Genomic DNA, 23,847 nt, shown 5'->3' with positions numbered 1-23,847 from the left:
TCCCTCAACTGCCTGGCGGCCTCGTCCGTTCTCCTCCGGCCCACGACCGTCCAGCCGTCATCCGATCGGTGGCCTCGCCGAAAAGGCCCGCTGCGCTCCCGAACCCAGCCTGGTGCGGTCCGCCGCCCACCGCATCCGGAAGTCGTTCGGGCGGCGCCGGAGCCGGTCGGGACGTAACGTATGGGGGAACTGGCCGGAGACACCGGACTGTCGGCCCTGACCAGTCGGCTTGCTCCGCAGTCTGGATAGCGACATGAGCTCGACGAAGAAGGTTGTTATCGTCACCGGCGCATCCCAAGGAATTGGTGCAGGTGTCGCCGCCGCATATCGCCAACGAGGGTACGCGCTCGTCGCAGTCGCGCGGTCCATCCCGGCGTCGGAGGATCCGGACGTCCTCGCTGTCTCCGGCGACCTGTCGCAGCCGGGTACCGGCGCCAAGATCGTTGACCAGGCGATGGCTCGCTTCGGCCGGATCGACACGCTGGTAAACAACGCCGGCGTGTACATCGAGAAGCCGTTCACCGACTACACCGACGCCGACTACGACCTGGTGGCCGGCGTCAATCTGCGCGGCTTCTTCGACGTCACCCGCAGTGCCATCCCCGCGATGCTCGCCGGCGGCGACGGCGGGCACGTGCTGTGTGTGTCCACGTCTCTGGTCGACCGCGCCAACGCGCGCATCCCTGCGGCACTCGCCTCGCTGACCAAGGGTGGCCTCGTCGCCGTCACCAAGGAACTGGCCATCGAGTACGCGGCGCGCGGCATCCGCGCCAACGCCCTATCGCTCGGCGTCATCCGCACCCCGATGCGCCCTGACGACCCGGGCGGCGTACTGGCCGCGCTGCACCCAATGGGACGCATGGGCGAGATCGACGACGTCGTGGAGGCGATCATGTATCTGGAGCAGGCCTCGTTCGTCACCGGCGAGATCCTGCACGTCGACGGCGGTCAGAGCGCCGGCTTCCGACACTTTCCGGACGCGACGCGTGACATACGCACACGGAGGATCGATGGACAGGCCGACCAGCGACACGACGAGCGGCAAGGCCGATGACGAAGCGGTGCCGCGTGACGTCCTGGAGCGCTGGAAGTCCGCGGTGGACGCACACGAACCCGAGCGGGTCGCCGTCTTCACCGACGACGCCATCTTCCAGGGCCTGCACCCCTACACCGTCGGGCGGCAAGGCGTCGCGGACTACTGCGCCTCGCAGCCGCTCGGGAAGACGGCCGACTCCAGATCCTTCAAACCCGCAGACCCGCGCCCGACCTGGTCCTGGATTGTCTCAGCGTCGAATTCTCCTTCACCGACCAGCCACCACTGCCGGTGTTCCTCGCCGTGCTCGCGGTCGCCACGCCCGACGGCAAGGGTCGCGCACTGCCAGATCTCCACACTCGACTGAGCGCACAAGTCGGCTGGCCAAATCGACAGGCAACTGATCGGTACCGACCTCCCAAGGAAACGTTCCATGGAATACCTCGTGACGATGACCACCCGAGTTCCGGAAGGGACTTCAGAGCCCGAGGTTGACGAAATCCGGGCCCGCGAGGCCGCGCACACCCGCGAGCTCGCAGCTCAGGGGCGGGTCCTGCGCCTGTGGCGTCCACCTCTGGGGCCGGGAGAGTGGCGCACGATCGGGCTGTTCGCGGCGGACGGACCTGATGATCTCGAACGGACGCTGGCATCCATGCCCCTGCGGATTTGGCGGACAGATGAGCCCACCCCACTCGGCGCGCACGCCAACGACCCCGGGAGCGGCACCGTGCCGCTGGCGGCGGACGAAGGGGAATACCTGGTCACGTTCCACGTCGCCATACCGGAAGGCACGGACTCGCAGGCCGTTGAGGAGATGGAATCAGGTGAGGCCCGACGTGCGCGGGAGTTGGCCGCGGAAGGCCGCCTCGTCCGGCTTTGGACACTGCCAGGACATGGCCGCAACCTCAGTCTCTGGCAAGCGCCAGCAGCCGACGTGCTCCAAAGGGCCTTGGGCTCGCTGCCGATGACGGCGGCCGACTGGCTAACTTCGGAGACCGTGCCTCTCACCAGGCACCCCAGCGACCCCGCCACCGTCAAGCACGACGAACCCACCCCGGGCGCTGCCGGTACGCCCACGACGTGACGGTGGCGTAGTACTGCACCCGCACTTGATCACGGGTGACTTGGCGAATGATTGATCTTGGAGTGGGGCAGGTCGAGGAGGGGAAGGCGGCGCTGGCGGGGTTGCCCGCCCGCTTCGCGTCGCGCTTCACCAGATCGGAGCCGCGCGGGCGGGCACTGGAGTACCTGGCGGGACTGATCGCCCCGCTGGAACGCAAGAACGGGTGGTCGCTGGCGGAACGAGCCGCAAGGGCTGCCCGGACGGAATGCAGCGCCTGCTGAACTCGGCTGACCGGGACGCTGATGCGGTCCGTGACGACGTGCGGGACTTCGTGGTCGAGAGCATCGGTGACAAGAGCGCGGTGCTGACCGGCGACGACACCGGCTTCCTCGAGAATCAGCTGTCACCGATGTCTCCCGACGTGCTCGCCCGGGCCCCTTGACCGTTGCCCGGGCCGGGAGCAGGCGCATGCGCACGGGGCCGACCGGCGGTCAGCCCGCCGGCTCCGGCGCAGCGGTCCTGGACCAGTACTGGTGGGAGTGCAGCTCGGCGCCGATCGCGGTGAACACGGTGCGCGTCTCCGCGGTCGGATCGGCGGCCCCGTCGGCTTCGGCGGCGTACCAGCGCTGCTGGAGGTCGAGCGGGTCAGCGGGGAAAGTCGGTGTCGGACACGGGCGCGCCGTAGATCGCGCACCCGTGCGGGCAGTGGTGCGGACACGCTTGCTCCGGACGGCGGCCGCGCGGGGGCACGCCTGGGCGGTGGCTCCTAGCGTCAGGGGCATGACGACGGAGAACACGGCGGTGGTGGGGGTGCGGTCGGCGGAGGAGGTGTTCACCGCCCTGGACGAGATCGACAGGCGGTGCCGGCCGTTCACCGGCTACGAGCAGGGACTGCTGGAGGCGTACCGGTGGGCGGTCGGCACGTGGACCGCCGCGCCGGTGACGGCCGCCGCCACGGCCGGCCCGCTGGGGCCGTGCCGGGCGCAGCTGCTCGCCGAGTGCCAGGCGGCGGCCGTGGCGCTTCGGACCGCGGCGGACCGGACGGGGGCGGCACGGATGGCGGACGGGGAGCGGCTGCTGGGCGTGTACACGGGCCTGGCCTGGCTGTGCGGCCACCACGACGACCGGCCCTGACCGGCGCGCCCGCCGCCGGCCCCGAAGCCGGTCCTGCGCCGGAAGTACCGGGCGATGCGGCCGGCCGGAGCCGTTCATCCAGCCATCGCCCGCACCTGCGCCGCCCGCCGGTGCGGGCGGTCCTGGGCCGTCGGTTCCGGCGCGGCTGGGCCGGGCGTAGTGTGTGGTGTACCGGTTGGTGTCATCGTGGCCTGGCCGGATGCCCGTCGGCTGTCGCCGCACTGTCTCCCGCACCCGTGTGGACATGGATGCCCCGGCCCGCCGCTCCCGAGGGCGGCGGAGCCTCTGGTGGGCCGGGAGACACGCCATGGCTTCCTACGACCGTCTTGTCCAGTCCTCCACGCCTCACGCGGTCTTCGCCCGCGACCTGAAGATCACCGTCAGCGTCGTCGGCGACGCGGTGGTGTGCGCGTTCGCCGGGCACCTGCACATGGACAACGAAGACCAGGTCCGCCGCACCCTGAGCCGGGCCATCGCCACCCACCCCGCCCTGCTGGCCGTCGACCTCTCGGGCGTCGAGCTGTTCTCCTCCAGCGGCCTGAACGCCCTGCTGTGCGCCCGCCGCGCCGCCCTCGCCCACCACGTCACCCTAAACCTGACGGCGCCCAGCCGGGCGGTGCTGCGCGTCTTCGCGATCACCGGGGCCGACGTGGTCTTCACGACCCGCCCCACCCTCCACCAGGCGCTCCACGGTGACCGCGGCGCACCGGTGACGGGCACGGTCGAGGACGCCCTGGGCGGGCACGCGCCCATGCCGCTCACCCGAGGGCCGCACCTCGTGCCGTAGAACCCGGGCCGGCCAGGGCACGCCCGCTACGCCGCCTGCCCGCGCCCGCCGGACCCGAGACGCACACCTCCGAGCCAGCACCGGCGGGCACCGTGCCGCCGCCGGCCTGGGGCAAGGGGGAGACATCCGACTGCTCCCGGTACACCCTCTCAGCCACGTTTGACCGGCGTCGTAGCTCTGCGGCTGGTTCAGTCGGTGGAGTTCTCAGGTGGAGGCCACGGCCCTTCGAAGGCCGGCCCGCAGTCGTGGGGCAGGTGGGCCACGACCAACGCGGCCGCCTCATGCGGTGTGAGTGACTCTCCCAGGACACGCTGTGGCGTGCCCAGCGGCGCGTACACCGTGCACGACTGCGCGTCGCCCACGATGAACGGCAGGTCGTTGCTCCACGGGAACTGCGTGTTCCTGTGGAAGTTGAGCGACCCGTGGCTCGGAAACGGGAACAGGGCCCGCAATCGCGGTTCGGCGTGGGCGGCTTCCACCACCGCCGGCTCCCCCCGTCTCGCCGTGGGGTCACCCTCCAACATCATCCGCCAGGTCTTCTCGACAGTCGTCTCCTCAGCCATCCCGCGATCATGACGCCCGTCCCTCCAACAGGACAACCCGCCCCCGGCACATCCCCTCGACCGGCAGGCGTATCGGGCCGGTCCCACCCCGTTCTTTCCCAGGTTTCACCCTGCGGCCTGGCACCCGGGACACGCCGGTCAGCGCAGCGGACACGTCTGCGGGCCGCAGCTCAGCAGCAGCGTGAGCGAGGCTGGCGTGGGCCATAGGGGTGGTGCTGTGGCCCCGTCCGGGTGATCCCTCCCGGCGAGGCGTTGGTGTGTCGATACGTCAGTTGCCGGGTCTTTGGGGCGGTAACGCGAAAAATTGATCACTGTCGGCCGTTGAAACGCTACGCTCCGCCAGGGCCGTGCTCGCTGGGCAACGTTCTTGAGGACGACCCTGGGTGGGTCTGTTCCTGTCGTGTCGTGAACTGGATGGAGTGTTCAATGGCTAACTTTGACGCAACCGGTGCCTCCATCGGTGAGCACCTCTCGTTGAGCCTGTCGGTGGTGGCCGGTGAGACGGCTGTGCCGGTGTTCGTCGCCGACTTCGGTGCGGCCTTCGAGGGTGTGGTGCGGGTCAACAACTGGCTCGATCTGTCCCAGGCCGCTGGTGAGGACACGGCCTCGGGGCCGTGGGCCGTTGTGCTGCGCGGGTACTTCGAGAATGGGGGCGGCTACTGCTACCTGGCCAACACCGCCGAGCGGACCCTGCAGGAGGCGCTCACCTCGATCGAGGCCTTCGCCGACGTGACGATCCTGGTACCGCTGGGGCTGTGGGAGCAGGGTGCGGACGTGGCCGGCGAGACAGCCCGGGCCGTGACCGCATATGCGGCCTCCCACCTGGCGATGGCAATCCTGCACGCCGACCGCGACCACGATGCCCCGCAGGCCCGTGACGCGGCGGTGGCGTTCAAGCTGGATGCTGGCCAGAGCGCGCACACGGCCCTGTATCACCCGTGGCTGGTTCCGTCCGGGGACGGCGCCGAGCCGGTGCCGCCGGTCGGCGCGGTCACCGGGTTGTGGTGCGCGGTGGACCGCGACCGCGGGGTGTGGAAGGCCGCGGCGAACGTCGCCGTGAAGGGGGATGCGCGCCCGGCCCGGGCGGTGACCGACACGGAGCAGGGCGACGCCCAGCCGGTGAATTTCCTGTGCGAGTTCAAGGGCCGGAGCACGCTGGTCTGGGGCGCCCGCACGCTCGATGAGGCCGACGACTGGAAGTACATTCCGGTGCGGCGTCTGGCCGATGCGGTGGAGCGTGACCTGCAGAAGGCCCTCAGCTTCGCGGTGTTCGAGCCCAATAGCCAGCCGACGTGGGAGAGGTTGCGGGCGGCGGCGGACAACTACCTGCACAGCATCTGGCAGCAGGGTGGGCTGATGGGGACGAGGCCGGAGGAGGCGTACTTCGTCCAGATCGGCCAGGGCGTCACCATGACCGAGGAGGACGTCAGGGCCGGCAGGATCGTCCTGAGGGTCGGCCTCGCTGCGGTCCGTCCGGCCGAGTTCGTCATCGTGACCGTGACCGGTACGACGGCCCAGGCCTGACGGCCGGGCTTTCGGACTGTCAAGGCTGGCGGCGCCGCGGGGCATCGTGCCCGTGCGGCGCCGCCGTTGTTGTCAGTTCCGCTCGCCCGGGCGCTGGTTCAGCGCCCGGGTCAGGTCGCGGTTGGCCGCCCGCGCGGCGTCCAGGTCGGCGCGGGCCTCCTCCGGTTGGCCGGTCGGTTCCACGGTGCGCTGTTCGTCGCCCACGCCTACTTCCGGTTTCGGTTCGCCGTTCCGGCCGAGGCGCTGGAGCCAGCACTCGCCCTGCGCACCGCCGTGCACGAGACAACCGTCAGGATGCTGGGGCTGTCCCGGGCAGTTCTCGCTTCGGATGGCGGGGCACCAGCCACAGCCGACATCGTCCGGCGGGAGGAACTGGTCGAGGAGCAGGTACCGATCACCGCCCAACTGCACTCGGACTTCGTCACGGCGCTGCAGAACATCTCCAGCACACCGAACCCCTGAACGGGGCGCCGACGGCGTCCTACGGGCCCGACACGGGTATGTTCCGGGCAGTGCCCCAGCGGCCGACACGGCCCGCCCGAAGGCCCGGCGAGGCGAAGCGTCATTCATCCCCGGCGGCCGACAGTGCTTCCCGTCGGGTCCGCCCTGCTGCTGCGCGCCGGCCCCGCTCGGCTCGGCGGCGCGCTCCTGATGCCCGCGCGCGCCGGTCGTACGCTGGAAGAACCGGGTGGGACAGCCGCCCGGTGTGCCAGTCGGAGCCATTCATCCCTCCCACCGCCCGCATGCGACGTCGCCTCGCCGGTGCGGGCGGTCATGTGCTTCGGCGAGCCGTCCTGGCGGCGCCGAATTGCTGGCGCGCTTCCGCACCCCACGGCACGCCCCGCTGCCCGGAGGCCGAACGGCCGGTCAGCTGCGCCTAGTGCGGATGAGCGTGTCCCTGAGGAGGCGGATGGCCGCTTCGGCGTCGGCGAGTTCCTCCTCCGTGGGCAGGACAGCGCCGAAGGAGCGGCCCCCGGGGCATCCAGAGCACGCCAGCGCCCGCCGTACCCTGCAGATCACCGGGTTCGACACCGTCCTGCGGTCTGTCACCAGCGTCGGACAGGCGCTGCGCGAACACGGCGACGATCCGCGCTCGGTGTGATCGGGGACTGAGGAGCCGCCCAGGACAGGCGGCTGCCGGGCTGGCCGTTCGATCCTTCTCAGGGGCCTCACGTGCCGTTGTAGGCAAAGCTCACGGTCAGGGCGGCCACCGGGAGACAGAAGAATACGGCCCAGGGGCCCAGCTGGTGGTCACGGACCCGCAGGTGGGCCCACAACGCACCCACGAAGTACAACACGAGACCGGCGGCGGCGAGCGTGCCCAGCACCGGCACGGCGAACCCGGCCAGCAGTCCGAGCGCCCCTGCGGCCAGCAGTGCGCCCAGTGGGCGCATCCAGGACCGAGGCACGCGCAATTTGTCCGCCTGGCTCTTGGGGTACTCGTGGCCGATGAAGTTGGCCACGGCGGCCGTGCCGTTGACGGCCGCCGTGAGGATGATGATCACGAGGTAGGTGGCGAACACGAAAGTCTCCTTCTTCGGGCGTTGGCGTCGCGACGCCGGTCTGACCTGGCTTCCCAGCACCTTTTTCAGGCGCTCTGCAGGGTGAATACGAAGGTGGCCGTGCTCAGCACGAGCATGCCGGTGGCGTTGAGGAAGAGGTTGCGTCCCAGGTCGCGGGCGCGGATGTGCATGCCCACGGCGGTGAGGAAGTAGCAGACGACGGCGGCGCTGGTCAGCACCGCCAGCGGGGCGGACCAGATGCCCGCGACCAGTCCTGCGGCCGTCACGGTCTTCAGCAGCGGCAGGAGCGGCCAGAACCGGCGGGGGAATCCGACGTCCTGCAGGCAGTCGCGGATGAAGCCGACCGGCTTGAGGCACATCGCGGCGTCCGCGAGATGGATGACGGCGAGGCCGGCCAGCGGCCACCAGGGCTGGACCACAGTGGTTGCTCCTTCAAGGGTTCGGATCTGCGTGCGTCGAGCAGGCGCACATGTGAGAGACAGGACGGCGCGGCGATTCGTGACACCGTCGCCGAAATCCGTGGTCGGGGCGTGGCGGCCGAGGAGAGTCGGAGTCCGTCCCCGTCGGGTGCCGCATCAAGGGGCCGCCTCGGCGACGGCGATCGACCAGCGGATGTAGAAGAGGTTGACCACCACCCGGGCCGCCGCTGCGACCGGCCGCTCCAGGAACCGGGCCCGGTCAGCACGACCTCGATGCCCAGCGGATCGCCTGGCACGACACCGGCCAGCTGGCCGCGCTGTGCGCCCTCCCGCCCGCGGCCCAGGACTTCCCGCGCCTGATGGCCCGCCGGGTCCAGGAGCTGGGTCACCACCTCGTCGCCCGCCACGACGGCCGGGCCGCCGCCGTGTGGGAGGCCGCCGGCCGCGGCCGGGACCTGTACCGGCGTGTCAACGCGCTGGCAGGCTTCGGCCGCCGGAAGTCCCAGATTTCGTCGCCCCGCTCGGCAAGCAGTACGGAGTGCGCCCCGACGGCTGGCGCGAGGCGGCCGGAGCCTACGGCGAGGACGACGTCCAGCGCTCCGTCGCCGACGTCACTGGCCCCGAGCCCCTGAAGAAGGTCCGCGCGCACCTGCAGCAGGAGCGGCGCGCCGCCCGGGCCGCCCGGATAGGCCGAACCCGCCCATCGACGGCCGGGCCGGCGGGCACCTCGCTGACCGCCGTCCCGCCGCACACCGCCGGAGACCCAAGGACCAGGTCCTCGATCCGGGCGGCGCCGGCCGGGACGGCGGCCAGCATGTCGGCAAGGGTGGGGTTCTCCTCGGCGGCCGGCCACCGCTGAGCGGACCCGGCGGCCGCCGTGCCGGCCAGGACCACCAGAGGCCGCGGGAACGCCCGCCAGCGCCGCTCTTACGCCCGGCCCCGGCCGTCCGGGCCGGGCTGTTCCCACAGGGCGGCGCAGGCCGCCAGCTGCGCCGCGGTCTCCTCTGCGCCGACGCCGGGGCGTGCCGTTCGACGGACGCCCGCAGCCGGCCGCGTCGACGGCGGCCGCGCGTGTCTCCTGGACAACGGTGTGTTTCCCCTGGACAGGCGCCGCGCGCCCCGAGCTCGCATCCCGAATCTCCCAGGCTGCGCACCGCGTACGCCGACGGGCAGCGACGCCGGGCGGCACGATTCTCGCCCGCCTTGCGTAGAAAGGGATGGCTGTCGGTGCGCTGGCCTCCCGGACCGGCCCTTCAATCTTCCCGTCAGACAGGAAGCCGCGGAGTGAAGGGAATCAGTTCCTCCCGGTCCTGGCCGACCACGCCGTAGGTGGCCTCCGGGACCTCGACCCAGGCACCGGGAAGGTCCCCGATCGGTTCGGATACCACCAGGCGCGTGCGGTCGGCCGCTTCCCGCAGGACGGCCCGATCGGGGTACATCTCCCTGAGTTGGGGGACGCGCCGGTTGAAATACAGCGATCGGCTCCGGCCCGCACTCGAATACCGGAACGCCCACAGTGAATCGCCGTCGCTGGTCGCGATCGTTCCCTGAAATGGGAACTGGTGTCCGTGCTCACGGCCGCGTGCCTCGACGAACCCGATCATGCGTGCGACAGCGCCTGGAGGGTCGTCCTCGAGCCCGTAGGTGAGCGCCAAGTAGAACATCAGCTCGGTGTCGGTCGTGCCCTTGAGGTTCAGCCAGAGCGCGGGGTCGATCTCGAAGGCGAGCTCTCGCTTGATGTCGTCGAGCCCGTCGATGAAGCCGTTGTGCATCCACAGCCACCGCCGGTATCGGAAGGGGTGGCAGTTGCTCTGCTGCACGGCGGATCCGATGGCCGCGCGGATGTGCGCGAAGAACAGCGGTGAGGTGGTGTGCGCCGCGACCTCGCGCAAGTTGGTGTCGTTCCATGCCGGCTCGGTGCTGTGGAAGACCCCCGGTGCGTCGGTTCCGTCGTACCAGCCGATCCCGAAGCCGTCGCCGTTGGTCGTCTCGGCTCCTAGCCTGGAATGCAGACTCTGATCGATGATCGAGTGGACCGGGGTGTAGAGCACATCCGTCAGCCGGATGGGAGAGCCCCAGTAGGCGAGCCATCGGCACATGGTCGGCCTCCTTGTGGACGCAGCGGCCCGGCGTGCCCATTCGACGCAATAGCACCAGCGGGCGCCGGTCACTGCAGAAATTATCGATCACCCTCGATGACGACGCAGGACGGAAGGCTGGGGCACCACGCTGTTCCGGCCCGTGCTGGGTGAGAAGGGGAGGGCGGGGGGACCTGGCCCCCCGGCGGCGAACCAGACGAGGCCGCTTACGCCACCGCGGTCGACGCCTTGGCCGAGTGGCAGCGCGTCCGCGACCACACCGCCGAAACCCGCGCCGAGCGCTACGACCGGGTCTGCGGACGCGCCAAGCAGGGCGCCGAGGCGACCCCGCGTGGATCGGTCCCCGATCTAGGTTGTATTCCTATCTAGGTGGTGATGGAATGCAGTCATGGCCACAGACCGCAGACCCAGCTGGCTCAAGGGCGTCCTGGACCTCCTCGTCCTCGCCTGTCTCACGGCGGGCGAGAGCTACGGATACGAGATCTCCAAGGCCCTGGCGGCAGCCGGGCTCGGCGAGATCAAGGGCGGCACGCTCTATCCGGTCCTCAACCGACTGGAGGAGGCCGGCCTGGCGGTCGGTGAGTTCCGGGCCGTCGATCGGGGGCCCGGGCGCCGCTACTACCGGCTGACCGACGAGGGCCGCCGGCTGCTCGCCGAGCAGGGTGGCCTCTGGCTGGAGTTCCACACCTCGGTCGAGGCCATGCTGACCAACGCACGCCCAGGGGGAGCGGCATGACACCACAGGATCACACGGGGGAGCGGCCGGGCGCGGAAGGCCCGGCCGCCGGCTACCTCGTCCGGCTCGCCGCGCGGCTGCGCGGCGCCGGGATGCCCGAGCGGGAGGTGACGTCGACGGTCGCCGACCTCGAGGGCTACCTCGCCGAGAGCGGATCGCCCGACCCGTACGAGGAGTTCGGGCCGCCGGAGGACTTCGCGGCCCGCCTCACCCACACGCCCGGGCCCGAGGAACCCGGGCCGGGGGTGGAGACCTGGAAGTGGGCCGCCGACATCCACAGCGACGTGCCCCACCTCAACCGCTTCGGCGTGCAGGGTTGGGAGCTGGAGGGCCTGGACCGGCTCGGCCGCTTCGTGTGCCGCCGCCCGGCCGAGGGCGCCATGGGCTGGGAGTACCGGCGGGAGGCCGCGCCGACCGGGGCGGGCCGCGACGCGCTCGCCGAAGAGCTGGCCCCGGAGGGCTGGGAGCCCTGCGGCGGCTTCCTCTCCTTCCGGTACTTCAAGCGCCCGCTAGCCGCGAGCACCGGCCCGGCGGCGCGGATCGCCGATCCGGTCGCGCCGCCCGACCGGCACCTGTTCCTGGACCGCTCCTCCCAGGCGAAGCTGACCCGGATGGTGGTCGCCGCGGTGCTCGCGGGCACCGCGTCCGCCCTCGCCGTCCACTACGCGGGCGAGCGCCTGGCCCTGCCGATCCTGCTCGGGTCGTTGGTCGTGCTCGCCGTGGGCCTCGGCACCGGCTGGCGCCGCGTCAAACGGGAACTCCTCGCCGCCCGGGGGACCGGCTCGGCCGAGGACGCCTGACCGCCCCGCCGGCGTCGAGAGCCCCGGCCCCGAACGCCCACCCCACTGAAAGGACCTCACCCGTGTTCTCGTCCAAGGAAGCCCACTTCATCGTCCTGCACGACCTCGACGAGGCCCGCGAGGCCCTCGAGCGCGAGCTCGCGCAGGCCGAGCCGGCCCTCGCCCCCGGCCTCCGGCGCGCGCGCGAGATCCTCGCCGCCACGGCCCGGGGCGGGGACGAGCCGAAGTACCGCTGGGCCCGGCAGGCGCTGGACGCCGCGGGCGTCGACCCGCGCGCCGAGGAGCTCAAGGCGATCCGGGCACTGCGCCAGGCCCTGCCGGGCCTGGGCCTGGCGGCGGCCGTCGACCTGGTCAAGGGCGTGGCCCGCGGCTGAGTACCTGTGTCTGACCCCCCGGTTTGGCTAGCCTGGACCTGTTCGCGGGGCGCGGATCTGCGCCCGTGCGGCCTCCGGCCCCCGTCTTCTCGCTCTGCCTCGTACTCCAGCTGTAGTTCTCGATCACTGTTGTGGAGCGGCCTGTCGTTGCCGCCGCGTCGTCGATCACGGGTGGCCTCATCCGTGCCGCTGCGCCGGGCGGACTGGAAGGCCGAGCTCATGGCTTCGAGCACCGTCTCCAGTACACCGAGTATCTGCGGACTGGTACGAGCGCCCTCTGGGTTCGGTTGCGGGAGCTCCGTCAGGACCAGGGGCTGACCTGAGGCGGCGGTCGTCGTTGGCCTCTTGCAGGAGGGCCCCGATCATGAGGATGGCCAAGTCTCCGGTGACGCAGGGTCTACAGGTGCAGCCTCTTCCATTGATCAGAAACGGCTCGGGTTCTGATCAACATGAGGGGTCTTCACCGGGTCGCCTGATCCGCCTCGATGGTCCTGGCCGCCTCGGCTGCTTCCCGGAAGGTGACGACCGCCTCGCCGTTCTCCCGCGCCCATGCGGTGAGCATCCTGATGGGCTCCTCCAGGGTTCGCCCGAGATCGGTCAGGCTGTACTCCACGCGCGGCGGCGCCTCGGCGTACGCGTGCCGCTCGACGAGCCCGTTGGCTTGGAGCCGGCGCAACGTCTGGGTCAGTACCTTGCGCGAAATGCCACCGCTCAGCTCGACCAGCTCGCCGTGGCGCAACGGGCCGTCGGTCAGCGCGAAGAGCGTGACCATGGACCACTTGCTGGCGATGATCTCCATGGCCAGGAGAGCGGGACAGTCGGCGAGGAAGGCAATTCCGGGTCGCAGGCTCATGCCCCGAAGGTTACCTGGAGGTACCTAGTGGCCGCCTATCGTCGTCGAGGTGCGCACGCCCCCTTACCCGCATCTCGCACGATTGAGGTTCCAGCCATGTTCGTCTCCCTTGCCGTCGTCACCGTGTTCATGTCGGCGCTTCTCCTGGTATCGGCCGGGGCCAAGTCTCTGCGGACGCGGCACATCACCGAGCAGATGTCCACCCTCGGAGTGCCGCAGAGCATGATGGCTTTCCTGATCGGCGCTCAGATCGCGGGCGCGGCCGGTGTGATCGCCGGACTCTGGTGGGGACCCGTCGGAATCGCCGCCGCGATCGGCCTGACGCTCTATTTCGCTGGGGCGGTCGCCTTCCACCTGCGCGTCGGCGACCGCAAGGGCGCGTCTCCGGCGGTGGTCCTCACCATGGCCTCCGTCGCCCTGATCGTGCTGCGTGCTGCCACCCTCTGACGACGGACAGCCGGTCTGACGCCGGCCTTGATCGTGCTGAGTGAGGTTGGTCTCCGATGAGGACGGCCACCGTTGATCATCGTGAGTTGTGTCGACAAACGAAGATCAGCCGGTGGCCGTGGGCCACGGCGTAGATCCTGCTCGGTGGCAATCGGTATTCGAGGGCCTGATGGGCAAGGTGGCGGGCGGCCGGTTCGCCCGGGTGGAACCCCGCCGCCGAGCAAGGGCGTTCGTGCTGAGGCTGCTCGCGGACCCGCCAAGGAAGAACCACTGGACGATCGCCGAGCACGCCGGTGACGCCGGCCCGGCCGGCAGGTGGTCGAGGAGGCCGTGGAGGCGGTCGCCGGGGACGGCTTGGGCAGGCGGCCCGGGTTAAGCTCACCCATTCCCGCTTGAGCGCGCGGACCAGGGTTCCCAGGGCAATCAGGCAGGCGTTGCTGGTTGTTAGCGGCCGGGGTTCGGTGATCGACTTGGTGTCCTCGTGCGCGCCTCGCGCAGGCTCGTGAACGGCAGCCCCCCAACTGCTCCCGAGCGGTGATGGCGACGCGCGTCAGGGAGCCTTGGTCCGCCTTCGCGCCGTCTGGGCGCGACTTCCGGAAAGCGACTGAGGCTCAAGCCTCCGGACCGCCCGGCCGATACGTGCACTGACCAAGGGCGGGACCGTCAACGTCGTCCCATCCCCGTGTTCGGAGTCGGGAGCGGCCGTGACGCCATCGTTTTCCTCCAGGTACCACGACTTCCTCGTACCCGTGGTGGCCGCCGCGGCCACCGTCGCAGCCGTGATGCTCCAGGAATGGTTCGGCCACCGCTCCCGTGCGGAGCGTCGGAAGGCCGTACTGGAGGAGGCGGCGCGGCGGGTGTCGTTCGCCTCGGATTGGTGGGACGCGATGGGGAGGGTGAATCTGCCCCCCGACGAACTCGCGCGGGCCAGGGATCGCAGCCTCACTGCGCTGGAGGAGGCCTTCAAGCAGATGGAGGCCGCCACGCAGCAGGCGTCCTCACGGCGGCCCCGGGAGTCTGCCAGGAGCATCCTGCTGCTCTATCCCCTTCACGGCTGGGGTGCCAAGCTGCTTCGGGTGTGCTACCTCACGATCTTCCTCTGGACGGTAATTGTGACAGCAACAATCATCCCCGCCGCCTTTCACGCCGAGTTCTTGGCGACCGACCTGACCTTCTTTGCCGGGGTCGTCGTCGTCCTCCTGACTCTGCGCGCCTGGGCCATCTCGGCCGACCGGCACCACGAGGACTGAAAGGTTCCTCGCCAGGTCGGTGAGTCCTTCGGCCGCCGACTTCACGGCCTGTGCCGTTGTCCGGGGAGACAGCGGCCTGCTGTGGAGCCGGCGTGGAAGCCGAGCGGTTCGGCCTGGCGGTCGGCCAGCGGGTACCAGACTTTGCCGTTCGGTCCGTACTGCTGGAGGGCGTCGAGGCCGGCGGCGGGCGGTCGGGACTGCCTTGAGCATCTTGGCGACGTGCCGGTCCTCGGCGTGCATCTGGAGCTCGTCGACGCGATGGTCGAAGCCGACCTGGCCGGTGCCGGTGAGGATGCACAGCAACCGCGGGAAGCGTCTACGACTGCCTGCAACCGGCCGCCGGCCAGTGCCCGTTCACCTGGTGGGCGGCGCGCCCGCTTCGGCGTTGACGCCTGTAGGGCCCCGAACCCGCGGACTGGTTCCAGCGGGGCTGCCCCGAGTCGCTGATCACCCGGCCCGCGCTGACGCCGATGACCAGCCGCCGCCCGGTTCTGGGCGCTGGCGGGATTGGTCAGGAATCGGCGGATGGCCTGTCAGGGCTGGCAAGGGCGAAGGAGCTGGGCGAGGCCGGCGGACAGGTCGACAGGGTGGATGTCGCCGCCGAAGTCGTCGGTCCACGACACGGGCGTGTGCGGCGCGAGGTCGAGGAGCAGGGTGTAGACGACACGGAAGGGGAAGTCGAGGGGGTCGCGGTCGGGCGAAGGAGAAGAACCGCCGGTCCGCGAAGTAGGTGAGCTCGCGGACGTCGTGGCGGAAGGGGAGGTCCAGGGTGTAGGCGCTGAAGCGGGCGTCCGGTCCGGCCAGGCGGGCGTGCGGCCAGTGCCGGTGCAGGGCGCGTCCTCGTCCTCCTCACCGCCTGGGTCCGGACTTCCTGGGGGTGGTACATGGCGTAGGCCACGGCTCGGCGGCGTCGAACTCACCGCCTGGGTCCGGACTTCCTGGGGGTGGTACCGGCGTAGGCCACGGCTCGGCGGCGTCGAACAGGGCTGCGAGGCCTCGGTTGACGCAACTTCTTCGCGTTAAGCTGTGTGCATGAGTGCCCGAGCGACCACACGCCCCGGCGGGCGCGGCGCCCGCGTCCAGCGGTCCGTGCACCAGGCCGTCCGTGACCTGGAGGCGGAGCTGGGGCGGGAGGCGCTCACCGTGCCGCTGATCGCCGCCCGTGCGGGAGTCACGCCGTCCACCGTCTACCGGCGCTGGGGGGACCTGCGGGAACTGCTGTCCGACGTGGCCGTCGAGCGGTTGCGCCCCGACGCCCCGCCGGTCGACCACGGCAGCCTGCGGGCGGACCTGGAGGCGTGGACGGTGCAGTTCGCCGAGGAGATGTCCTCGACGGCGGGCCGCACGTACCTCCGCGACGCCCTGCTGGGCGACCCCGAACAGGGCAACGCGGCCCGGTGCTCCGACTACGCCGCCGAGCAGTTGATGGCCATCGGCGTGCGTGCGGCCGGGCGCGGGGAGGCCGTGCCCGACGTGGAGACCCTGCTGGACGTCGTCGTCGCCCCCTTGCTGTACCGGATCCTGTTCCGCCCCTCGGACCTGTCCGAGGCTTACACCGGCCACCTGGTGGCGGTGGTGCTCGGCCGCGTCGCATCCCTCTCGCCGCCTAAAAGCTAAATATTTGCGTTCCGAGCTGGGGTGCGCCTAGGGTGCTTCATGCAAAGCATTCGCCTTAAGGCTCGAGGTGCTCCCATGACCAGCGTCACAGCCCTGCCCTCCCACCGCCGCCGCCTGCCCGTGCTGAGCCACCACGGCGCCTTCCGGCTCCACGCCTCGGTCCTGGTCGGCCTGTTGGCCGCGTCCAGCGCACCGACCCCGCTCTACGCGCTCTACCAGGCCGCATGGCACTTCTCGGCCATGACGCTGACCGTCGTGTTCAGCGCCTACGCGCTCGCCCTGTTGGCGGCACTTCTCACCGCGGGCACGCTCTCGGACCACCTGGGCCGGCGACCGGTCCTCGCCGGGGCGCTGCTGGCGGAAAGCGTCGCGATGGCCGTCTTCGCCACCGCCGAGGCAGTGCCGGCGCTGATCGCCGCCCGGATCCTGCAGGGCCTGGCCACCGGCGTGGCCACCAGCGCCGCCGGAGCCGCCCTGCTCGACTTCGAGGACCCCGGCCGCCCGGGCCGGGCCACGGCCGCCAACGGCATCACCCCCGTGGCCGGCATGGCGGTCGGCGTGCTGGCCGCCACCGCCCTCGTGCAGTACGCCCCCGCCCCCACCCGCACCGTCTACCTGCTGCTGCTCCTGCTCTTCACCGCGCAGGCCGCCGCGGTCCTGCACACCCCCGAAACCGCCCGCCCCCACCCCGGCGCCCGGCGCTCGCTGCGCCCCGTGATCACCGTCGCCCCCGCCTCCCGGCCGGCCATGGCGCTCGCCGCGCCCGGCATCGTCGCCGCCTGGGCACTGGGCGGCTTCTACTCCTCCCTCGGACCCTCGCTCGCCCGGCTCATCGCCCCGCACGCCGCCCGCGCGACCGGTGGCCTGGTCTTCTTCACCCTGACGGCCGCGGCCGGCCTCGCCGGCCACACCACCCGGGCGCTGCCCGCCCGCGCCGTCAGCCTCGCCGGCAGCGCGCTCCTGACCCCGGGGGCCCTGCTGACCCTGGGCGGCCTGCACCTGCGCAGCCTGCCCGCGCTGTTCGCCGGCACCGCCTTGGCGGGCGCGGGCTTCGGCGCCGTCGCCCAGGGCACCCTGCGACTGCTGCTGCCCCCGGCCGCCCCGGCCGAACGTGCCGGCACGCTCGCCGCCTACTACGTCCTCAGCTACCTGGCGATGAGCATCCCCGCCGTCCTCGCCGGCCTGCTGACCAACCTGTACGGCCTGCAGACCGCCGTCTCGCTCTACGCCGTGACGGTCATCCTGCTGACCCTGATCGGCCTCGCCCGCGCCGTGCGGCAGCCGCGCACCGCCTGACCGAGTCCCGCCGTCCCGCAGGGCCCCGCCGTCCCGCAGAGTCCCGCCGTCCCGCAGAGTCCCGCCGTCCCTCAGGGCCCCGCCGTCCCTCAGGGCCCCGCCGTCCCTCAGAGTCCCGCCGTCCCTCAGAGCCCCGACTTCCCGCAGCGTCCCGCCCGCCCGAAAGGACCCACCGATGAACACCGCCACGCCCCGTCAGACCACCCGCTCCGCAAGCACGGGATGGAGCCTCGGCGACATCGTCGTACGGCGCGTCGACGAGATCGAACTGCCGCGGCAGACCGGCCCCTGGCTGCTGCCGGACGCCACCAAGGAGGTGCTGGACGAGGCCTCGTGGCTGCGCCCCGACTTCGCCGATGCCGACGTCCCCCGTCTGGCGAGCCACGGCTTCGCGGTGGAGGCCGGCGGGCTGCGGATCGTCGTCGACACCGGTATCGGCAATGCCAAGCCGCGCGCCAACCCGGCCTGGAACGGTCTCGACACCGACTTCCTGGAGCGCCTGGCGGCGGCCGGCTTCCCGCCCGGGACCGTGGACCTGGTGATCATCACGCACCTGCACACCGACCACGTCGGCTGGAACACGCGCCTCGTCGGCGAGGACTGGGTCCCCACCTTCCCCAACGCCCGCTACCTCACCAGCCGCACCGAACGGGACCACTGGGCCGCCACCGACCTGGACGAGGCCCGCCGCCAGATGTTCCGCGACTCCGTCACCCCCGTCCGCGACGCCGGACAGTACGACCACGTGGACGTGCCCGAGCAGGGGCACGAGGTGGCACCGGGCGTCTTCCTCGTCCCTGCCCCGGGCCACACCCCGGGCCAGGTCGCCGTGGAACTACGCGGCAGCGACCGCCGGGCGCTGATCACCGGCGACAGCATCCACCACCCCGTGCAGCTGTCCCACCCCCACGTGAACAGCTGCGTCGACATCGACGCCGCCCAGGCGGTCCGCACCCGCAGCCGGCTGCTCCACGCCCTGGCGGACACCGACGCGCTGCTCCTGGGCACCCACTTCCCGCAGCCCACGGCCGGCACCGTCCGCCGGGAGAACGGCCGTTACCGGCTGCTCGCCGAGCACGGCAGCGAGATCCCGGCCACCGCGGCCTGACCACACGGCCTGACCACGCGACCTGACCACGCGACCGGTGCCGCCCGGCCGCCAGCACGGGCCCGCCGAGCAGCTGCCGCGCCCGCGGCCATCTCAAGCAAAGCCCCGGCCTTTACGGCCTCGGTTACCCCGCCACTCCCACCTCGACCGAGAAGGAGAATCTCAATGATCGTGTCAAGCCGTCTGCGTTACCGGCGGGGCGGAGGTGAAGAGCCTCTTGTCACGCAGCATCGCCCTCGACCCGTCGACGGGCGAGCGCGAGCAGGGCCTGGGTGTGCAACAGCCCCTCGCCGCGCTTCTTGAGGTAGTAGTCCCTCGACGGGCCGGGTCGCATCATCGCGGTCTGCGCGGACATGTAGAACAGCCAGCGCAGCCGCCGGTTGTAGCGCTGGGGCCGGTGGTAGTTGCCGGTGCGACGGCCGGAGTCGCGCGGGACCGGGGCGAGGCCGGCGTGGGAGGCCAGGCGGCCGGCATCGCGGTAGCCGGACAGGTCGCCGACGATGGCGACGAACTCGGCGCCCAGGATCGGGCCCATGCCGGGCATGGACTCGATGATCTCGGCGCGGTCGTCGGTGCGGAAGGCCTCACGGATCTCGCGGTCGTTGTCCTTGATCCGCTCGTCCAGGGCCAGGAGCTGGTGGGCGAGGTCGCAGACCAGTTTGGCGGCCCGCTTCTCGCCCGGCAGCGCGATTTGCTGGGACTGGGCGGCTTCCACGGCCTTGGCCGCGACGGTGTCGGCGCCGCGGACCTTGCGCCGCTCCAACCAGGTGGTCAGTCGGTTGACACCGATTCGGCGCAGAGCTGCCGGGGTCTGGTACTCGGTCAGCATGACGACCGGGCCCTTGGCCGCGGAGTAGTCGAAGGCGCGCTCCAGGGCGGGGCAGATGCCGACCAGCAGGTCCCGGAGGCGGTTGACCAGCCGGACGCGGTCGGCGATCAGGTCAGCCCTGTGGTGGGTCAGTACCTGGAGGCTGGAGACCAGCTCCGGCGGCGTGTCGAGCGGGGCGAAGTCCCGGCGCATGCGGGCCTGGTCGGCGATGACGCGGGCGTCCTTGGCGTCGGTCTTGCCCTCGCCCTTGTAGGCGCCGGACATGCGGTTGACGGTGCGGCCAGGCACGTAGACCACCTGCTGGCCGTGAGCGACCAACAGGGCCAGCAGCAAGGTGGAGGCACGGCCGGAGATGTCCACCGCCCACCGCACCTCGGCAGCACGTGCGCGGGCTGTCTCGATGAGGGTGAGGATCTGGGCCTCGTCGTTGATCACCTTCGTCGAGAACAGCGTCTCGCCGTCGGCGTCCACAGCCACGGCCCAGTGGTGCACCTTGCCGGCGTCGATGCCGACCCATATCCGCGCATGCGACGCGCTCAAGTCCGTCGCTCCGTTCCTCCGTGACCAGCACTTCCATGGCCCGAAGAACACTCCGCCGACAGGTCCTTAACCAGCGATGACCGCAGTTCTCAATCAGTGGTCGGAGCGTCCCGGAGGACCGGGCGGCCATTCTCCTGGAGCCATCAACGGCAAACACCCATCAGCCACACCCGGTCCTCCCGGACCGCCAACCATTCTTAAGGAACATCCATGGCCACCGTCGAACTGATACCACCGGAGGCCGCCCGCTGGGCCGCCCGCGCCGGACTCGTGCTGCCCGCCGAGCGCCACGCCGCGGTCGCTGCGGTGGCCAACCACATCCACAGCGTCGTCGCGGTCCTGCGCGAGCTGGACTTCGCGGAGGTCCCGCCCGCTGCCGCCTACCGCGCCGGAGAGGAGAAGCACGATGCGGCCGTATGAGCTGTCCCTTGCCGCCGCCGCGGACGCGATACGTGCCCGGCGACTGTCCCCCGTCGAACTGGTCGACTCCGTCCTCGATCGCATCGACCGGGTGGAGCCGCACCTCGGCGCCTACGTCACGGTTGCCGCGGAGCAGGCGCGCCGGGCTGCGCGCGAGGCCGAACACGAAGCGGCACAAGGCCGTTACCGGGGACCGCTGCACGGCATCCCGATGGGACTCAAGGACCTGATCGACGTCAGCGGGATGGCCACCACGGCCAGCTCCCGGGTCCGCGCCGACCATCGCGCGCCGGCCGACAGCACGGTCGCCGCACGTTTGACGGCGGCCGGCGCGGTCCTGCTCGGCAAGACCCACACCCACGAGTTCGCGTTCGGCCTGACCACCCCGCAGACCCGCAACGCCTGGGACCGCGGCCGGGTCGCCGGGGGCTCCAGCGGCGGCTCCGCGGTCGCCGTCGCATCGGGCACCGCGACCTTCGCCCTGGGCACCGACACCGGCGGGTCGATCCGGGTGCCCGCCGCGCTCAACGGGGTCGTCGGCCTCAAACCGACCTACGGTCTCGTCCCCCGCCACGGCGTCACCTCCCTGTCCTGGTCGCTGGACCACGTCGGTCCGCTGACCCGCACCGTCGAGGACGCCGCCCTGGTCCTGACCGCGCTGGCCGGGCACGACCCGCGCGACCCCGCCTCGCTGTCCCCGCCCGCCACGGACTACCGGCCCGGTACGGGCACGGACCTGACGGGTCTTCGCATCGGTCTGCCGCGCACCTACTACTTCGACCACGTCGACACGCAGGTGGAGGCCGCCGTCCGGCACGCGATCGGGCAGCTGGAAGGCCTGGGCGCACGGCTCGTCGAGGTCGACATCCCGATGACCCGCTACATTCAGGCCACCCAGTGGGGCCTGATGGTGCCGGAGGCCAGCGCCTACCACCAGGGCAGCCTGCGCAGGGTCCCCGAGCTGTACCAGGAGGACGTCCGCATCCTCCTGGAGGCCGGCGAGTTGATGAGCGCCGGGGACTACCTGCGCGCCCAGCGCTCCCGCACGCTCATGCGTGCCGAGTGGGCACGGATGCTGGAGGAGGTCGACGTGATCGCCGCCCCGAGCGTCCCGATGACCGCGGTCAGGGCCGGCCAGGAGACGGTCACCTGGCCCGACGGCACCGCCGAGAGCGTCTCCGACGCCTACGTGCGCCTCTGCGCCCCCGCCAACATCACCGGGGTGCCCGCCCTGACCGTCCCGGTCGGCCATGACTCGGCGGGCCTGCCGATCGGCATGCAACTGCTCGGCCGACCCCTCGACGAGCCCATGCTCCTGCGGGTCGGCCACGCCTACGAGCAGACGCACCCCGCCCGGGCACTCGCCACCACGGCCTGACGATGGGGTGGGGCCGCGGCTGGTGCTCGGTGACCTGTGACAGCGAAGTCGGGACGGCTGCTCCGATCACTCCCCGCGCGCGGGGCGGCGTCGGCGGAGGGGTGAAACGTGCTTGGCCACCAGGCCCAGTCGGCACGGGCCAATGTTGCACGCCTCGGACACCACGCACTGGCCGGACATGCTGAAGGTCGCCAGTTCCCTGGTCACCAACCAGGCCCGCGCCTACGACCTGCTGCGCATGTTCGGCCGCGACGGCCGCCCGACGCCGCTCGGGGCGGCGTTCGCGGAGACCGAGCACCTGCTGCGCGTGGTCGACCCGGTGGACGACACCTATCGGCGGCAGATGAACAGGCAGCTCACCGTGCAGGAGTCCCGCCACAAGCTGGCCCGGGACGTGTGCCACGGCAAGCGCGGCACCATCCACCAGGCGTACCGCGACGGGATGGAGGACCAGCTCGGCGCGCTCGGCCTGGTCCTCAACGCCATCGTGCTGCGGACCACGAAGTACATCGACGCCGCCGTCGCAGAGCTTCACGCCGAAGGCCACGAGATCCAGGACGAGGATGTCGCCCGCCTGTCCCCGCTCAAGCACCGCAACCTCAACCTGCTCGGCCGCTACAGCTTCACCGCCTCGACCCCGGCAGCCGGCGCCCTGCGCCCGCTGCGCGACCCGGACGCGCCGGAGCTGGACGAAGACGACTCCCCCCTGCTCGAAGCCGTCCACTCCTGGCACGTCCTCACCGACCCCGGCCACCACGCCCTGCACGTCCCCTGGGTCAGGCGGTGTCGCCGCCTGCCCGCCGCCCTGCGCCGGCGTATGCGCGGGCACGACTTCGTCGTGGCCGACTACATCCCCGCCTTCTTCGAAAGCCGCACCGGTGATCACGACGCCGACTTCGCGGACCAGCTCGCGGCCGTACGGGGCCTGCCGCCCGCTCTGCTGGCCGCCGAACTCGCCCGAACGCTCGTCGACACCACCCGCCACACCGGCGACGACCTCGTCAACGACCGCGCCACCCGCGATGCGGTACTCACCGAGTACCGCAACAGCGACCCAAGCCGGGCGGCACGCCTGGAGGGCATCCTCACCGACCCCCTCCCCGTCCTCGACGACGCGCTCACCGTGCTGGAGGACTACTGGGACGCCGCCTTCGCCCAGGAGTGGGAGCGCATCGAGCCCTCCTTGTACGAGTCGATCACCCGCTCAGGCGCCCGGATCGCCCACCACGGCCTGTTCCCGATGCTCCGCACCCTCGCTCCCCAGATCCGCGTGGACCCCGGCCGCCGGACCCTGCGCCTCGACCGTCCGCACGACCACGACATCTCCGTCACACGCGACCACCCCGTGACGTTCACCGCCAGCCACTACGTCTGGCCTCACGTCCGCGTCACCTGCGACGCCCCCTGGCCCCTGCGGATCACCTACCCCGCTCTGCCCCTCGCGCCCGCCTCGACCGCCCGCCCCGCCAGTCAGGAAGACACCCTCACCGCGCTCCGGGCTCTGGCCGCCGCCCCACGCCTGCGGATCGTCACCCACCTCGCCGCCCAGAGCCGCACCACGCAAGAACTCGCCTCTCTCCTCGGCCTGTCCCCCTCCGTCACCTCCCGCCACCTCCATCAGCTCACCCAGGCAGGACTCACCACCACCCAGCGCGAGGGCTATTACGTTCTCTACGCCCTCGCCCCTGCCCGCCTCGACCAGATTGCCACCGCCCTCATCACCCTCGCCCCCAGGCCCGAGGACTGAGCGAACGCTGTTGCAAGCCCCCGCGGGCATCGCCAGCAATAGGCCCCGTGTCGGCAAACGATGGCGAGCTCAAGCGGTCAGCGCATCACCGCTGTTCAGTGCCTGTTTCTGAACCCCAGAGCAGCAGGTCAATCAGCCATTGCCCGGAATGCGAAGCTTGCGGAAGCGTTCGCCGAACGGTCTCTGTGACCGTTCGGCGAACGGAACTGCTGGGGTGTGTGGGACGCGCGGGGCGGTCTTCGGGGAGACCTTCACCCGGAGATCGGCGAACGCGGTCGGTGAACCGACTCAGCCTTGATCGTTCTCA

General features: G+C 71.3%; 26 protein-coding genes and 3 pseudogenes. 22 read left to right on the top strand and 7 right to left on the bottom strand.

From position 1 onward, the window contains the following. Positions 1 to 253: 253 nt before the first annotated feature. From ACFVHB_RS34835 to ACFVHB_RS34810, 6 genes and pseudogenes are all read left to right on the top strand, one after another. Complete coding sequence (locus ACFVHB_RS34835) at positions 254 to 1,054, top strand: SDR family NAD(P)-dependent oxidoreductase (protein ID WP_380330269.1); 801 nt, start codon at positions 254 to 256, stop codon at positions 1,052 to 1,054. Then, the gene (locus tag ACFVHB_RS34830; RefSeq protein WP_380330266.1) at positions 1,011 to 1,400 is read left to right on the top strand and encodes a hypothetical protein; all 390 of its coding nucleotides are present in this window, start codon (positions 1,011 to 1,013) and stop codon (positions 1,398 to 1,400) included. The genes ACFVHB_RS34835 and ACFVHB_RS34830 overlap by 44 nt, the downstream gene beginning before the upstream one ends. A gap of 66 nt (positions 1,401 to 1,466) precedes the next feature. Next, the gene (locus ACFVHB_RS34825) at positions 1,467 to 2,117 is read left to right on the top strand and encodes a muconolactone Delta-isomerase family protein (RefSeq protein ID WP_380330263.1); all 651 of its coding nucleotides are present in this window, start codon (positions 1,467 to 1,469) and stop codon (positions 2,115 to 2,117) included. Positions 2,118 to 2,164: 47 nt separating this feature from the next. Then, positions 2,165 to 2,490 (top strand): annotated as a pseudogene (locus tag ACFVHB_RS34820) (transposase); the annotation flags it as partial. 386 nt (positions 2,491 to 2,876) lie between these two features. Beyond that, positions 2,877 to 3,230 (top strand): hypothetical protein, encoded by a 354-nt coding sequence (locus ACFVHB_RS34815; RefSeq protein WP_380330260.1) that lies wholly within the window; start codon positions 2,877 to 2,879, stop codon positions 3,228 to 3,230. A 307-nt stretch (positions 3,231 to 3,537) separates the two neighbouring features. Continuing rightward, positions 3,538 to 4,017, top strand: a complete 480-nt coding sequence (locus tag ACFVHB_RS34810) for an STAS domain-containing protein (RefSeq protein ID WP_380330257.1) — start codon at positions 3,538 to 3,540, stop codon at positions 4,015 to 4,017. Between the two features lie 188 nt (positions 4,018 to 4,205). On the opposite strand, the gene ACFVHB_RS34805 is transcribed toward ACFVHB_RS34810, so the two are convergent. Continuing rightward, positions 4,206 to 4,580 carry a DUF6193 family natural product biosynthesis protein gene (locus ACFVHB_RS34805; protein WP_380330254.1) on the bottom strand — a complete coding sequence of 125 codons (375 nt, stop codon included), beginning with the start codon at positions 4,578 to 4,580 and terminating at the stop codon, positions 4,206 to 4,208. Between the two features lie 426 nt (positions 4,581 to 5,006). Between ACFVHB_RS34805 and ACFVHB_RS34800 the strand changes: the two genes are divergently transcribed. Then, on the top strand, positions 5,007 to 6,104 hold the full coding sequence (locus ACFVHB_RS34800; protein ID WP_380330251.1) for a phage tail sheath family protein: 1,098 nt from the start codon (positions 5,007 to 5,009) through the stop codon (positions 6,102 to 6,104). Positions 6,105 to 6,176: 72 nt separating this feature from the next. Here ACFVHB_RS34800 and ACFVHB_RS34795 read toward each other — a convergent pair whose 3' ends face one another. Continuing rightward, a complete protein-coding gene (locus ACFVHB_RS34795) occupies positions 6,177 to 6,308 on the bottom strand; it encodes a hypothetical protein (RefSeq protein WP_380330248.1) in 132 nt (43 codons plus the stop codon). A gap of 90 nt (positions 6,309 to 6,398) precedes the next feature. Here ACFVHB_RS34795 and ACFVHB_RS34790 point away from each other — a divergent pair, with 90 nt between their 5' ends. Together ACFVHB_RS34790 and ACFVHB_RS34785 are read left to right on the top strand one after the other, a co-directional pair. Further along, complete coding sequence (locus ACFVHB_RS34790) at positions 6,399 to 6,566, top strand: hypothetical protein (RefSeq protein WP_380330245.1); 168 nt, start codon at positions 6,399 to 6,401, stop codon at positions 6,564 to 6,566. Between the two features lie 448 nt (positions 6,567 to 7,014). Beyond that, positions 7,015 to 7,206, top strand: a complete 192-nt coding sequence (locus ACFVHB_RS34785) for a hypothetical protein (protein WP_380330242.1) — start codon at positions 7,015 to 7,017, stop codon at positions 7,204 to 7,206. Positions 7,207 to 7,273: 67 nt separating this feature from the next. Here ACFVHB_RS34785 and ACFVHB_RS34780 read toward each other — a convergent pair whose 3' ends face one another. Both ACFVHB_RS34780 and ACFVHB_RS34775 read right to left on the bottom strand, forming a co-directional pair. After that, on the bottom strand, positions 7,274 to 7,627 hold the full coding sequence (locus ACFVHB_RS34780; RefSeq protein ID WP_380330239.1) for a DoxX family protein: 354 nt from the start codon (positions 7,625 to 7,627) through the stop codon (positions 7,274 to 7,276). 65 nt (positions 7,628 to 7,692) lie between these two features. Next, the gene (locus ACFVHB_RS34775; protein ID WP_380330236.1) at positions 7,693 to 8,046 is read right to left on the bottom strand and encodes a DoxX family protein; all 354 of its coding nucleotides are present in this window, start codon (positions 8,044 to 8,046) and stop codon (positions 7,693 to 7,695) included. A 538-nt stretch (positions 8,047 to 8,584) separates the two neighbouring features. Here ACFVHB_RS34775 and ACFVHB_RS34770 point away from each other — a divergent pair. Then, positions 8,585 to 8,905: a hypothetical protein gene (locus tag ACFVHB_RS34770; RefSeq protein WP_380330233.1), complete on the top strand. Its 321-nt coding sequence runs from the start codon at positions 8,585 to 8,587 to the stop codon at positions 8,903 to 8,905. A gap of 406 nt (positions 8,906 to 9,311) precedes the next feature. On the opposite strand, the gene ACFVHB_RS34765 is transcribed toward ACFVHB_RS34770, so the two are convergent. Beyond that, a complete protein-coding gene (locus ACFVHB_RS34765; protein ID WP_380330230.1) occupies positions 9,312 to 10,145 on the bottom strand; it encodes a class II glutamine amidotransferase in 834 nt (277 codons plus the stop codon). Positions 10,146 to 10,533: 388 nt separating this feature from the next. On the opposite strand from ACFVHB_RS34765, the gene ACFVHB_RS34760 reads away from it, so the two are divergent. The 3 genes from ACFVHB_RS34760 to ACFVHB_RS34750 all read left to right on the top strand — a co-directional run bounded on the left by ACFVHB_RS34760 (position 10,534) and on the right by ACFVHB_RS34750 (position 12,055). Further along, a complete protein-coding gene (locus ACFVHB_RS34760; protein WP_380330227.1) occupies positions 10,534 to 10,881 on the top strand; it encodes a PadR family transcriptional regulator in 348 nt (115 codons plus the stop codon). Further along, positions 10,878 to 11,681 carry a hypothetical protein gene (locus ACFVHB_RS34755; RefSeq protein WP_380330224.1) on the top strand — a complete coding sequence of 268 codons (804 nt, stop codon included), beginning with the start codon at positions 10,878 to 10,880 and terminating at the stop codon, positions 11,679 to 11,681. Before ACFVHB_RS34760 ends, ACFVHB_RS34755 begins: the two co-directional genes overlap by 4 nt. A 62-nt stretch (positions 11,682 to 11,743) precedes the next feature. After that, positions 11,744 to 12,055: a hypothetical protein gene (locus ACFVHB_RS34750; RefSeq protein WP_380330221.1), complete on the top strand. Its 312-nt coding sequence runs from the start codon at positions 11,744 to 11,746 to the stop codon at positions 12,053 to 12,055. Between the two features lie 460 nt (positions 12,056 to 12,515). Here ACFVHB_RS34750 and ACFVHB_RS34745 read toward each other — a convergent pair whose 3' ends face one another. Then, a complete protein-coding gene (locus ACFVHB_RS34745) occupies positions 12,516 to 12,908 on the bottom strand; it encodes a winged helix-turn-helix transcriptional regulator (protein WP_380330219.1) in 393 nt (130 codons plus the stop codon). Between the two features lie 96 nt (positions 12,909 to 13,004). Here ACFVHB_RS34745 and ACFVHB_RS34740 point away from each other — a divergent pair, with 96 nt between their 5' ends. The 5 genes from ACFVHB_RS34740 to ACFVHB_RS34720 all read left to right on the top strand — a co-directional run bounded on the left by ACFVHB_RS34740 (position 13,005) and on the right by ACFVHB_RS34720 (position 18,626). Beyond that, positions 13,005 to 13,355, top strand: a complete 351-nt coding sequence (locus ACFVHB_RS34740) for a DoxX family protein (protein ID WP_263101148.1) — start codon at positions 13,005 to 13,007, stop codon at positions 13,353 to 13,355. Positions 13,356 to 14,059: 704 nt separating this feature from the next. Further along, positions 14,060 to 14,605 carry a hypothetical protein gene (locus tag ACFVHB_RS34735; protein WP_380330216.1) on the top strand — a complete coding sequence of 182 codons (546 nt, stop codon included), beginning with the start codon at positions 14,060 to 14,062 and terminating at the stop codon, positions 14,603 to 14,605. A 1,032-nt stretch (positions 14,606 to 15,637) separates the two neighbouring features. After that, positions 15,638 to 16,222: a TetR/AcrR family transcriptional regulator gene (locus ACFVHB_RS34730; protein ID WP_380330213.1), complete on the top strand. Its 585-nt coding sequence runs from the start codon at positions 15,638 to 15,640 to the stop codon at positions 16,220 to 16,222. 75 nt (positions 16,223 to 16,297) lie between these two features. Further along, on the top strand, positions 16,298 to 17,518 hold the full coding sequence (locus tag ACFVHB_RS34725) for an MFS transporter (RefSeq protein WP_380330210.1): 1,221 nt from the start codon (positions 16,298 to 16,300) through the stop codon (positions 17,516 to 17,518). 175 nt (positions 17,519 to 17,693) lie between these two features. Further along, positions 17,694 to 18,626, top strand: coding sequence for an MBL fold metallo-hydrolase (locus ACFVHB_RS34720; protein WP_380330207.1), 933 nt, complete (start codon positions 17,694 to 17,696; stop codon positions 18,624 to 18,626). 174 nt (positions 18,627 to 18,800) lie between these two features. Here the strand turns inward: ACFVHB_RS34720 and ACFVHB_RS34715 are convergent. After that, a pseudogene (locus tag ACFVHB_RS34715) lies at positions 18,801 to 19,995 on the bottom strand (IS110 family transposase). Positions 19,996 to 20,205: 210 nt separating this feature from the next. On the opposite strand from ACFVHB_RS34715, the gene ACFVHB_RS34710 reads away from it, so the two are divergent. From ACFVHB_RS34710 to ACFVHB_RS34695, 4 genes and pseudogenes are all read left to right on the top strand, one after another. Beyond that, positions 20,206 to 20,415: a hypothetical protein gene (locus ACFVHB_RS34710; protein WP_380330204.1), complete on the top strand. Its 210-nt coding sequence runs from the start codon at positions 20,206 to 20,208 to the stop codon at positions 20,413 to 20,415. Beyond that, on the top strand, positions 20,402 to 21,793 hold the full coding sequence (locus ACFVHB_RS34705; RefSeq protein ID WP_380330201.1) for an amidase: 1,392 nt from the start codon (positions 20,402 to 20,404) through the stop codon (positions 21,791 to 21,793). The genes ACFVHB_RS34710 and ACFVHB_RS34705 overlap by 14 nt, the downstream gene beginning before the upstream one ends. 151 nt (positions 21,794 to 21,944) lie before the next feature. After that, positions 21,945 to 23,213: pseudogene (locus ACFVHB_RS34700) on the top strand (DUF5937 family protein); the annotation flags it as partial. Beyond that, positions 23,205 to 23,540, top strand: coding sequence for an ArsR/SmtB family transcription factor (locus ACFVHB_RS34695; protein ID WP_380330318.1), 336 nt, complete (start codon positions 23,205 to 23,207; stop codon positions 23,538 to 23,540). The pseudogene ACFVHB_RS34700 and the gene ACFVHB_RS34695, both read left to right, overlap by 9 nt. Positions 23,541 to 23,847 lie beyond the last annotated feature (307 nt).

Origin of the sequence: Kitasatospora sp. NPDC127111, from assembly GCF_042677465.1 — a bacterium.
GTDB lineage: Bacteria > Actinomycetota > Actinomycetes > Streptomycetales > Streptomycetaceae > Kitasatospora.
The sequence above is the reverse complement of the archived record's forward strand: the minus strand, read 5'-3'. Positions and strand labels throughout refer to the sequence as shown.